The sequence below is a fragment of the Mucilaginibacter sp. P2_D11 genome, assembly GCF_056404435.1.
Map to the genome: position 1 here is coordinate 218,469 of NZ_JBFUEA010000003.1, position 12,212 is coordinate 230,680.

The window sequence follows — 12,212 nt, forward strand, 5'->3', positions numbered from 1 at the left end:
TTAATTCAATTTCAATTATGAAACAATATAAAAACATACCATACTTCCTTTTAGTGCTAATTATATCGGCGCTGGGCGCCTGCACTAAAATGGATGATTACAAAAAGAAGTACGAACCAAACGGCGCAATTTCGTACCCGGGCAAGTTAGATTCCGTACAGGTATTCTCTGGCAGGAACAGGGTGCTGCTAACGGGCCTATTTACATCAGATCCTAAAATCGTAAAATACAAAGTGTATTGGAACAGTAAGCAGGATTCAATAGAAACCGCAGTAACCCGCACAAATGGAGTAGATACCGCTAAACTGCTTATCCCAAATCTGCCCGAAGGTGTTATGACTTTTGAGATACGCACTTATGACAACGAGGGGCATATATCCATCCCGGTAACACTGGCCGGTAACGTGTATGGCGATCAGTATCAGGCTTCATTATCTAACAGGGGTATAGCCAAAGCCGAATTGCAGGGAGATGGTTCGGCACTGATTAATTGGGCCGATGTAAACGCAGATGACGGTTTGCTTTCTATGCAAATTAGGTACACTGATGTTAACAATAAACTGCACGATACTTTAATAACATCGCAGGTTACCGGCCAAAGCACGTCGCTGCCAAAATTTAAGGCAGGTGCATCTATCAGTTACCGCAGCGCTTTTAAACCTAACAAAACCGCAATCGATATTTTTTATACCGATTTTCAGGACCATAGCGTAAAAGCCGAAGTAACAAGCATTTACTTGTCGAACACCGGGCCTTTTACAAGAGCGACACCAGGTGGCCGATGGGGCGTGCTTGGCGCGCCATGGATAACTAACGCTGCTGCAAAAAATAAAGACGGCGGTACCAACGGCGGCTTCTCTGCCGACGAAGGCGGCGTTATCAACTGGGAGACCTGGGGCAACACGCCTGTAGTAAACGGCATAGTTTACCAGCCAACATCGGCTGCTTTACCCGCAGGTACTTACCAGGTTACGTTCACCTACTATTCCGAAATACAAGCTAACTCAACGGTGTATTGTATAGCAGCAGCGGGTGGCACCGGTATCCCGGTATTGGCTAATCTGACTTCATCGTTGGGGTATGCCAGTTTGTTTAACGGCGCAGCAGTAGGCAAAACGTCTCCAAACGTTAAAGAAACAAAAACCTTTGAATTTGTATTGACCTCGCCGCAGGTGGTATCAATTGGATTTTTGGGGAATGTTGTTGGTAGCGGTGATCCGGGGAGTTACTTCCAGGTGCTTAATATCAAACTGTTCAGAAACTAATTTTGGATATTACCCAAAGCGGCCCGGAGGCATTTTTGTTATAGCAACAAAAATGCCTCTGTCGCTAAAAAGGTGCCCGTTGAGTGTTAAGAAAATAAATGGGGTTTATAATTGGTAAGCTCCCGGTGGTGAAAACTCCCGGGGCTTTTTTCTTTAATGGCAGTAAAGGGGTATGCCCATATTTTAACCACCATTACCAAAGCTGGAAATTCCTGGAAAAATCACAGCTGAAACCCGCGCAAAAATTGGAAAAAACTGGAAATTGTTTTTCTGCGTGTACGCATGATTTTAGCTAAAAACCGCCATTCCATGTAAATCAGGCCGTTTTTAACTTTTGTAGGAAAAGTCACAAAAGCTCCGAAAAAGCTCCGAAAAACTCGGTAAAACACCGGAAAAAGCACCCAAAAACCGCAAAAATACGGCGATTTTCGCCGGCATATTGGCCTATTCGATGGTAAAAAGCGCAGCTGAATGTCATGCCGGTCCGACACAATTTCTCCGTTTTTTTGCAAATTCTACAAAATAAAACCTGGAAAAAAAAGAGCGGTTCAGCTTTACCTAAACCGCTCTTTTAAGCTTATTTGATGCCTGGTAGGGCTATTAGTTAACGTAGAATTTTTTCCTGAAGCTTGATGGCGATAAGCCTTTATACTTTAAAAACTGCCTGTTAAAATTGGCCGGGGTATTATAGCCGCTCTGGAAGAATATCTCGGAAATAGTCATGTCGCTTTCCATAAGCAGTTTGCATGCAAAGCTCAGCCTTACCTCGTTCAGGAACTCTATATAGGTTTTTTTAACCGTTTTCCTGAAGTGTTCGCAGAAGGCAGGGATGCTCATGCCGGCTATGTCTGATACTTCTTTTAATGTAATTACCCGCGCAAACTCGCTGTTGGTAAATTTAAAAACCTTTTCCAGCCTGTCGGTTTTTTGGCAGGCGAGGGTGTGAATGTTGGCCGTTGAGAGGAGCTGGCAATCATTATCCTCTGCAATGATGTTAAGGCACGAGCACAAGGTTATAATGCGGTCGAATCCACGTTGAAATTCAAGTTCTTTGATTTTTGCTGATAATGTAGATGTACAGCAATCGCTTACTTTTATGCCGCTTTTAGCCTGCTCAAACAGATGCCTGATGTTAGATGTTTCGGGGAGCGAAATAAAGTCGCGTCCCCAAAAATCTGCTTTAAACTGCACCAGCACGGCGCAAGTTGTGCTAGCCGGATTGGTACAAGTAAATGTGTGCGGCACATTGGCCCCAATCAGGAAAACATCTCCCGCGGTAAACTTGCCCGAGTAGTTTCCAACAAAGCAGCTACCACAACCTTCCAATATCAATACGATTTCTAACTCGGTATGATGATGCCATGGGATATCGAATTGCGCCGATTTAAAAGTTTTGGCAAAAAAGGTCGACTCGTGAGTAACGGGTAGTTTTTGTAAAGTTGAAGTCATAACATATCGTTTAAAATAGGTTGTACGGTACTATCTTCAATAATGGCTTTTAACCCCATGCCCTGCATTTTGAAGAATAGATTTATTATTGGTTTATTAGCAAACCCTTTAGCTGCATTTTGGTAACAACTTGTGGCTGCTTTATAGGCGTTTACTTATTTCGAAGTTAAATATTAATTTATTAATTGTAAAATAAACACTTAAAAAAATTATCAAAAAAATTACCGTTTATTCTTCTGGGCTTATTATGGGCTTAACGGTAAATGGCCGGCTGCTTTTCATCTTTGATGCTTCGTTGTTCATTAGAGTTGGTTTATATTTAGGTATTTGGTTAAAATAAGAGTCAAAATGACGATAATATCATAGATATTTAATCTTCATAAGCACCAATAAGCCAGTTGCCAGTCTTTTTAAATCTATGGCCCTACACTGTTAGCCGTTAACTGAATTTAAAAACGGCAGTTTAGTAAAGCGTAATTCTATATCTTTGACAAACGAGACCGGTGGCTTATAATAAGTGTTGTTTTTACACTAAACAGTTGGTTTAATCAAACAAATGTAAATTAGGGCAGCGTTTGCATAGGGGGGTAATTATCTCTAATATGGGGGACAAATAATAAATGGGCATTTTTTTTTAATAAACGGGGTTTAAACGGCCGGTTTTTCAGGGCGAATCAAGGCCTTGAAGAATAGGAATTTATAAGGCCATCTAATGCTTCAGGGCGAGGGTTGCATATAAGCTGAAGAATTAAAAACGATACAACGATTCAAAAACGGGTATATTTATTAATACCTCATCAATTAGTATAACAGTTTCCGTAAAAACCAGGCTCTTACTTAACAAGCCTTTAATATGTATCTAAGTTATCGCGCTGTCGTCATTCTTCTGTTTACCATCTGCATCCAATCGGGGCTTATGGCGCAACAGCAAATGACCAAGCTTTCCATTACAGACGGCCTGTCAAATAACTCGGTACGCTGCATTTATCAGGATAAGAAAGGCTTTATGTGGTTTGGTACCTTCGACGGGCTTAACCGTTACGATGGTTACGAGGTAAAGGTTTACAGGAATAAGTTCGGGGATACGGCGTCGTTGCAGCACAATTACATTTACGCCATAAGTGAGGATAATAAGCAGCAAATTTGGGTAGGGACCGGCCAGGGCCTGATGGCACTAGACCCCGTTACCGATGATTTTCATTGGGCATATTACCGGGATTACCACTCTAAAAAGCTGTATAGGCTAACATTTAATATAGATGTAATTAAGGCCGATAGCGAGGGCAACCTTTTCATCGGCACTAACAGCTCGGGGGTATTCTTAAAGCCGCACGATAGCGATATCTGCATCCAACTGCCTGTAAAGTATGGCATGAATACCCTAATGTACGTGGATTGCCCTACCATAGATATTGATAAGCACAACAAGGTTTGGCTCTTTTTATCGGAAATAGGCTTGTGTTATTACGATAGCAGTGCTAAACAAATTGTATTGGCAAGTAACAGTGTTAAGTTGGCTAGCCGCATAAAAGCAGATAATGAAGGTATAGTTTGGATAGGTAGCACCCAGGGGTTGTTTAAGTATGCCGTGCAGCAAAAAAAGATTGTCGAGACCTATCGGGCGGCCGCGGGTCAGTTATCGGGCAATAACATCAGCTCATTGTTGCTCTCGCGTAATCATAACCTTTACATCGGTATCGAAGGCGGCGGGGTTACCATATTAAACCCTGCTTCGGGTAAATTTAGTTACCTAAGGCAGGGCCAAAAAACAGGGATGCTGCAGAGTAACGCGGTGATGGATATTTACCAGGATAAAGAATCGCGGATATGGATTGCGACCGTGCGCGCTGGCGTTTACATCATAGATCAGCAGAAGAGTTACTTTCAAAAGTACCGGCACGAAACCGGTGACGTGCATAGCCTGGTTAATGATTACGTATCGTCTTTTTGCGAGTACGATAAGCAACGGCTTTGGGTAGGCTCAGAAGATGGCGGCGTTTCTGTGATGGACAGGACAACGGGAAAGTTCCAAAACTTCGTCCATTCAAATAATTCCCCCGCCTCGCTTAGCAGCAACACGGTTACCTACATCGTAAAAGACTACCTTAATAAAATGTGGGTGGCCACTTTTGCGGGAGGCGTGAATCGTTTTAATGCGCAGAGCGGGGGTTTTGAGCATTTTGAATTCGAAAACCTGGAAAACGGCGAATTGAACAAGAATGTTTGGCTTTTATATGAAGACAGCCGCAAAAATCTCTGGGCCGGTACATTCTCCAACGGCAAGTTGTATAGGTTTAACAGAAAAGCGAATAAGTTTATTGTTTTTGACCAACAGGTAAATGACCCCTATTCGTTTGTAGAAGACCGCGCCGGCCAACTGTGGTGCGGCAATGCAGAGTATCTTATTAAACTCGATACTGCAACACATAACCATGTTTTTTATAAGATAGATAAGCCTGTACGCGCAATTTATGAAGATAAAAGCGGCAATTTTTGGTTAGGCACAGAAGGCGGCGGCTTGTGCCTGTTTAACAGGGCATCGGGCAAAATCGTAAGAAGGTACACCGATAGCGAGGGGCTATCTAACAATTCGGTTTTGAATATACTGGAAGATAACTCCGGCAAACTGTGGTTGAGTACCTTTAGGGGGATAACAAGCTTTGGTTACAAGGATTTTAAAATGAGGAGTTATTTCGAAAGCGATGGCCTGCAAAGCAATCAGTTCTCAGCTAATTCAGCCTTGAAGTTAAAATCGGGGGAGCTTGCTTTCGGCGGCATAAATGGTTTTAACCTGTTTTACCCGGATAGCATTGCCACCCGTAATTATATGCCTTCCGTAGTGTTTACCAGCATTACAGTAAATAATAAAAGGATTACCAGCCAAAATACAATTACCAATAACAACGGCACCCGAGAGGTGCAAGGTTTAAAAGTGCCGTATGATGAAGCAATACTTTCCTTCGCGTTTGCCGGGCTGGAGTATTCCTCGCCCGAGCATATTAAGTACGCTTACTATCTGGAGGGCTTGGATAAAGACTGGATACATGCGGGCAATCAAAGAATAATTACGTACAACAACATCCGCGAGGGTAATTACACCTTGCACATACGATCTACCAATGCTTTAGGTAAATGGAACGCACAGCAAACCACGCTGAAACTGATAATAACCCCACCCTGGTTCCGTACCTGGTGGGCCTGGTTACTTTATACAGGTGCGCTGGTATGGGTAATGCTGGCTTTCATTAGTTACCGAACCAGCAAGGCCAGGCTGCAATACCAAATAAAGCTGGAGCGTATGAACAGTGAGAAAGAAGCTGAGCTAAGCCTGCGGAAAACATCCTTTTTTACGCATGTATCGCACGAGTTCCGTACCCCGCTTATGCTCATCATTAACCCATTGCAAGAGATACTTGCCCGGCCCGCCCAGCAAAAAGACGTAGAACTGGGTATCATTTATCGTAATGCGCGGCGGCTGGTGAGCCTTATAGATCAGCTGCTGCTGTTCAACAAAACAGAAAACGACGGCACCGATCTGCAATTAAGCCTGATTGATTTTTCTGCGCTTTGCAGGCTCACTTACGAAAGTTTTGCTTACCAGGCCCGCAGTAAGGGGATAACCTACCAATTACTTATTGACGAGGAGCATATCAATTTATATGGTGATAAGCCGAAAATTGAAGTTATCCTTTACAATTTGCTATCAAATGCGCTTCGTTACACCGATAGTGGCGGCACGGTCGCATTGAAGTTGTCACAATCGGAAGGGCTTATAAATATTGCGATAAGTGATACAGGATATGGTATTGCTCCCGAAACAGGCGAGCACCTTTTCGATAAGTTCTACAGATCGGGTAATCCCCGGTCGAGCCAGAAAGCCGGATTCGGCATAGGGCTTTATCTGGTGCATCAATTTGTAAAGCTGCACAAAGCCGATATTAGTTACGAGAGCCAACTAGGGCAAGGGACTACCTTCGTTATTAATTTCAAAAAGGGGAAAGCGCATTTCCCGGGCCTCCAAATAAATGAGAATGTCGAAAGCGGGAACGTTTTCCTGGATGAACTCTCCGGCGAGCAGGAGCTTACCAATTACGCGCTCCAGGCTAATGCGGACGCAATTACCGCCGTTGATGATACACAGTTGCCGGGCGACAATCCAGCCAACCTGACAGAGCAGGCTGTTTTTTCTAAGCGCACCATGCTGGTGATTGATGACCACCCCGACATGCGGATTTATCTTAAACAGATATTTAAAGGCCAATTCTCCATGCTGGAAGCCGCCGATGGTTTCGAAGGGATTTTGATGGCCAGGGAGCACGTGCCTGATATTATTATCAGCGATATTACCATGGATGGCAAAAGCGGCCTTGAGCTTTGCGAAGAGATAAAGGCCAATCCCTCGCTCGCCCATATCCCCTTAATTTTAATCACGGCCAATTCATCCCAGGAAATCAGGTTGAAAGGCATTAAACATGGGGCCGACGATTACTTTTCCAAGCCGCTGGATAAAGAACTGCTAATTGCGAGGATAGATGCCTTGCTGGATAGCCGCAACAGCCTTCAGAATTACTTTTACCGTAAGGTTACCCTTAAGGAGCAAAGCGTGAAGATATCCGAAGAGGAAAAGCTATTTATCGACCGCTGCATCCTGGTTATTGAGAACCGGTTAGAAGATGATGATTTTGGCGTTGATGAACTTGCTGCCGATATTAACGTGAGCCGCTCTAACCTGTTCAAGAAAATAAAGCTGGTATCTAACCAAACACCTAATAGTTTCATCCGGTTCGTGCGTTTAAGGCGTGCCGCCGAGCTGTTCATCAACACATCGTTGAATGTTAATGAAGTATCGGTAATCGTGGGATTTAAAGATGTAAAGTATTTCAGGGAGCAGTTCTCCCAGCTTTTTGGCTTAAACCCGTCAGAATACATCAAAAAATACAGAGACCCTTTTTCGAAGAAATTGTCGCTTAACCCGGCTATCAAAAGAAATAATTAAACCTGTGCCGTCCTTAAGATAGTTTCAGGTTTAGATAGGAAAATTGTAGTAATCTGCCGCTTAACCCCGTAAACTTGATGTTAGGGTTTGCACCTTGTTTAATGTTTTAAGTTTCAATCTTCCATGAATAATTACAGGGTTTTCTTTTTGTCGCGGTTGTTTTTTGCCTGCTTTGGTTTCATTGGGGCGCAGCAGGTTTACGCACAAAGTACGCCGCCTGCCGGCAAGGGTAAATTTACGCCCATTGCACAATGGTACGATGATAAGGGCGTGGCTATTAACGCCCACGGCGGAGGCATGTTGTTTAAGGATAACGTTTATTATTGGTTTGGCGAGCACAAGGTGGCAGGTAGCGCCGGCAATACATCTCAGGTTGGCGTGCATTGTTACTCATCAACCAATTTATACGATTGGAAAGATGAGGGTATTGCCTTGCCCATGTCTGATGATGAGCGGAGCGATATTGTAAAGGGCTGTGTTTTAGAACGCCCTAAGGTTATTTACAATGCCAGAACCAAAAAATATGTGATGTGGTTTCACCTGGAACTAAAGGGTAAGGGTTACAGTGCAGCGCGCACAGGCCTGGCAATTAGCGATAAGCCAACAGGCCCGTACCGGTATATCCGAAGTTACCGACCCAACGCAGGCAGAATGCCGTTTTACCCCAATGGCACGCCAGATAGCGATAGGGTGAACGCTACAATTGTAAAAGAGCAAGACAAGTTTTTTATGCGCGATTTTGCCGGTGGGCAAATGGCCCGCGATATGACTTTATTTGTTGATGATGATGGTAAAGCCTACCACATTTTCTCGTCGGAAGAGAACTACACATTGCATGTGGCCGAATTAAACGCCGATTACACCGCGCATACGGGTAAGTTCTCCAGAGTTTACATTGGCCAGCAAACCGAGGCCCCCGCAATTTTCAAACGCAACGGCGTTTATTATATGATAGGGTCGGGCTGTACGGGCTGGGCACCCAATGCTGCGCGCTTGTTTAGGGCAAAGTCGATATTCGGGCCATGGGAATACCTGGGTAACCCATGCATTGGCCCCAATAAGGAACTTACCTACGGCGGCCAAAGCACCTATGTGTTAAATGTTAACGGCAAAAAAGATGCGCTGATATTTATGGCCGATAAATGGGAGCCAAAGAACGCAATAGATGGCAGGTACATTTGGCTACCCATAACGTTTACAGGCGATGACGTAAAGGTGGTTTGGAAAGATAGCTGGGATTTGGGCGATTTGGGTAAATAGTTAAAATGAGCAACCCTATATTTATCATAGTTTATCTCTAATCAAATTGTATCCCGAGCCAAGTCGAAAAAATTAGCGGGATAACAGCCGCAATATTTTAAGTGTTGATTATACAATTAATAAATTAATGTTATCTTCGGGAATCGATAAACACAATCAGAAGCCGTGTAGGATTTGCTGAACTGCTAAAATTTGTGTGATTTTGTTGAAGACAACCTTTTATAAACAAAAACCTCGGCTCTTCCCGGCTTTCGAGGCCTATTTTTTTTAAAGTACTATGAAAATGAAAAAAACACTGCTAATGCTGTGCGCTGCAGCTACTATGTTGGGTGCCAATGCCCAAACGCAGCCCAAAGTTTATACCATTGCAACCGGCCAGGTAAAGGCACATATCGAGCCAACTATGTACGGCATTTTTTTCGAGGATATAAACCTGGCGGCAGATGGTGGGGTTTACGCCGAACTGGTAAAGAACCGCTCTTTCGAATTCGATTCGCATTTGGCTGGCTGGCAGCAGCAGCAAAAGGCCGGCGGCAAGGGCAGCATAGAAGTTTTGGACCGCACAGCCGAACGCTCGGAAAATGCACACGTTATTAAAATAGATGTAAGCGACAACGCAGGCTACTTTGGTTTATCGAACGAAGGTTTCCGGGGTATGGGTATCAAGAAAGGCGAAACCTACAGCTTTTCGATAACGGCTCGTAAACCAACCGCAAATGCTGTATCCTTATTGGTGGAGCTGCATAGTGCAAAAGGCACTGTTATCGGCACCGCCATCCTAAAGCCAACATCAACCGAATGGAAAAAATATAATGTAAAGTTTGTGGCAACCGCTACCGAAGATAAAGCATCCTTATATGTTTGGCTTAAAGGCAAAGGAACGGTTGAACTGGATATGATATCGCTGTTTCCGCAGCACACCTGGAAAAACCGTCCTGCCGGCCTGCGTGCCGATCTGGTGCAGAAGCTTGCCGATATGAAGCCCGGATTCCTGCGTTTCCCGGGCGGTTGTATTGTAGAGGGGCGCGATTTGGCTAACCGTTATCAATGGAAAAAAAGTATTGGCGATATAGATAAGCGAGAGAACCTGATAAACCGCTGGAATATGGAGTTTAAGCATCGCCCCACGCCCGATTATTATCAAACCTTCGGCCTCGGCTTTATGGAATATTTTATGACGGCAGAGGATATTGGTGCAACGCCGTTGCCAATTTTAAATTGCGGTATGGCTTGCCAGTATAATACGGGGCAACTAGTGCCTTTGGATCAGTTGGACCCATACGTACAGGATGCATTGGACCTTATTGAATTTGCCAATGGCGGGCCTGATACCAAATGGGGCAAGCTGCGTACTGATCTTGGTCACCCCAAACCTTTCAACCTGAAAGTATTGGGGGTAGGTAACGAACAATGGGGCGAGCAATATATCGCCCGGTGGAAAATTTTTACCAAAGCCATAAAAGACAAGTACCCATATGTAAAGATTGTATCGAGCGTTGGCCCCAGCCCCGGTGGCGAAGAATTTAACCGTCTGGATAAATTCTTCAGGACTGAACATGCCGATATCTTAGACGAGCACTATTACCAAACGCCTAAGTGGTTTTTAGATAATGCAACCCGTTACGATAATTACGACCGTAAAGGGCCCAAGATATTCGCGGGAGAATACGCTGCGCAAAGCGTATCCACGGGCAGCCCCGATAATAAGAATAATTGGGATTGTGCTTTAGCCGAGGCAGCTTTTATGACCGGCCTGGAGCGCAATGCCGATGTAGTGAACATGGCATCATACGCACCGCTTTTTGCACATGTGGATGGCTGGCAATGGACACCGGATTTGATCTGGTTTGATAACCTGCGCTCGTACGGCACGCCAAACTATTATGTGCAGCAACTCTTTTCACTAAACAAAGGCAGTGATGTGGTACCCTTGTTGAATGATGGCAAAATGGTAACCGGCCAGGATGGATGTTACGCCACGGCCAGTATTGATAAAAGCACCAAAGAGCTCATTATTAAGTTTGTGAATAGCGGGGCAACGGCACAACCGGTGGTATTTAATATCGATGGTGCATCGGCCGGCAAAAAAACCGCACTGGTAACAACGTTGCGTAGTGCCGATAAAGCGGCGGTAAACTCATTTAAGGCACCAAAACTGGTTAGCCCGGTTAAAAGCACCCTGGTGGTAAAGGGCAAAGCGGTTAACGTTACCGTAGAGCCATATACTTTTAAAGTGATAAGGCTGAAATTGATTTAAGCAGAAGCTTTTGAAAAGCATCATCGTTATTGTTTTCCTTATCCTGAGCCAAGAGCTTGTGGCTCAGGATAAGGAAAAGGATATATCGGTACATGACCCTGTTATTATTAAACAGGATAGCGTTTACTATATCTTCTGCACGGGCAATGGCATAACCAATTGGTCGTCGGTAGATAAAGTTCATTGGAAGCGCGAAAAACCGGTGTTTGCTACTGCGCCGGCCTGGGTGAAAGATTTTTTGCCCGAATTTAGAAATTACATCTGGGCGCCCGATATATCGTACTACAAAGGCCGGTACTACTTGTTTTATAGCGTTTCGGCATTTGGCAAAAATACGTCGGCCATTGGGCTGGCAACCAACACCACACTGCACGCAAGCAGTGCCGATTACAAATGGGTAGATCATGGGCAAATCATCCGGTCGGTACCCGGGCAAACCAATTGGAATGCTATTGACCCAAACCTGGTAGACGATGGCCAAGGCACTCCCTATTTGGTATTCGGGTCGTTTTGGGATGGCATTAAACTGGTAAAGCTGCAAAAGGACAGGTTAGGTGTTGCCGAAGACATAGCTACCATACCAACCATTGCCAGCCGAAAGCGCAGTGGGAATGCCATAGAGGCACCATTTATATTTAAGCACGATAAATACTACTACCTGTTTGCATCGATAGATTATTGCTGCCAGGGGCCTAAAAGCACTTACAAAATGATTATTGGCCGTGCCGAAAATATCAGGGGGCCTTACCTTGATAAGGATGGCGTGACCATGAGCGATGGGGGCGGCAGCATCTTATTGGAAGGAGATAAGGATTGGTACGGCGTGGGCCATAACGGCGTCGCCACGTTTGATGGTGCCGATTACATCATTTTTCACGGGTACGATGCTGCCGACAGGGCTATACCCAAATTACGGCTGGCCCGGCTAAATTGGGTAGGCAACTGGCCCGAAATAAACAAGAACGATTTGACAAAACAATAGGAA

Annotated in this window: 6 protein-coding genes; 5 read left to right on the plus strand and 1 reads right to left on the minus strand. The window is 44.5% G+C overall.

The window, feature by feature from the left end; genetic code table 11:
* The first annotated feature begins 17 nt into the window (after positions 1–17).
* Positions 18–1,265 (plus strand): DUF4998 domain-containing protein, encoded by a 1,248-nt coding sequence (locus tag AC1DXC_RS05760; protein ID WP_477458187.1) that lies wholly within the window; start codon positions 18–20, stop codon positions 1,263–1,265.
* Between the two features lie 600 nt (positions 1,266–1,865).
* On the opposite strand, the gene AC1DXC_RS05765 is transcribed toward AC1DXC_RS05760, so the two are convergent.
* Positions 1,866–2,714: an AraC family transcriptional regulator gene (locus tag AC1DXC_RS05765; protein ID WP_477458188.1), complete on the minus strand. Its 849-nt coding sequence runs from the start codon at positions 2,712–2,714 to the stop codon at positions 1,866–1,868.
* Positions 2,715–3,567: 853 nt separating this feature from the next.
* On the opposite strand from AC1DXC_RS05765, the gene AC1DXC_RS05770 reads away from it, so the two are divergent.
* The 4 genes from AC1DXC_RS05770 (at position 3,568) to AC1DXC_RS05785 (ending at position 12,209) form a co-directional block, all read left to right on the plus strand.
* Positions 3,568–7,710 carry a hybrid sensor histidine kinase/response regulator transcription factor gene (locus tag AC1DXC_RS05770; RefSeq protein WP_477458189.1) on the plus strand — a complete coding sequence of 1,381 codons (4,143 nt, stop codon included), beginning with the start codon at positions 3,568–3,570 and terminating at the stop codon, positions 7,708–7,710.
* 123 nt (positions 7,711–7,833) lie between these two features.
* Positions 7,834–8,970 carry a glycoside hydrolase family 43 protein gene (locus AC1DXC_RS05775; protein ID WP_477458190.1) on the plus strand — a complete coding sequence of 379 codons (1,137 nt, stop codon included), beginning with the start codon at positions 7,834–7,836 and terminating at the stop codon, positions 8,968–8,970.
* 283 nt (positions 8,971–9,253) lie between these two features.
* The gene (locus AC1DXC_RS05780) at positions 9,254–11,227 is read left to right on the plus strand and encodes an alpha-L-arabinofuranosidase C-terminal domain-containing protein (RefSeq protein WP_477458191.1); all 1,974 of its coding nucleotides are present in this window, start codon (positions 9,254–9,256) and stop codon (positions 11,225–11,227) included.
* Positions 11,228–11,237: 10 nt separating this feature from the next.
* Positions 11,238–12,209, plus strand: coding sequence for a family 43 glycosylhydrolase (locus AC1DXC_RS05785; protein ID WP_477458192.1), 972 nt, complete (start codon positions 11,238–11,240; stop codon positions 12,207–12,209).
* Positions 12,210–12,212 lie beyond the last annotated feature (3 nt).

What these genes read in the sequence shown, in the direction of transcription:
- AC1DXC_RS05780 (WP_477458191.1), top strand. Translation starts at nt 9,254, where the DNA reads ATGAAAAAAACACTGCTAATGCTGTGCGCTGCAGCTACTATGTTGGGT.
- AC1DXC_RS05775 (WP_477458190.1), top strand. Translation starts at nt 7,834, where the DNA reads ATGAATAATTACAGGGTTTTCTTTTTGTCGCGGTTGTTTTTTGCCTGC.
- AC1DXC_RS05770 (WP_477458189.1), top strand. Translation starts at nt 3,568, where the DNA reads ATGTATCTAAGTTATCGCGCTGTCGTCATTCTTCTGTTTACCATCTGC.
- AC1DXC_RS05760 (WP_477458187.1), top strand. Translation starts at nt 18, where the DNA reads ATGAAACAATATAAAAACATACCATACTTCCTTTTAGTGCTAATTATA.
- AC1DXC_RS05765 (WP_477458188.1), bottom strand. Translation starts at nt 2,714, where the DNA reads ATGACTTCAACTTTACAAAAACTACCCGTTACTCACGAGTCGACCTTT.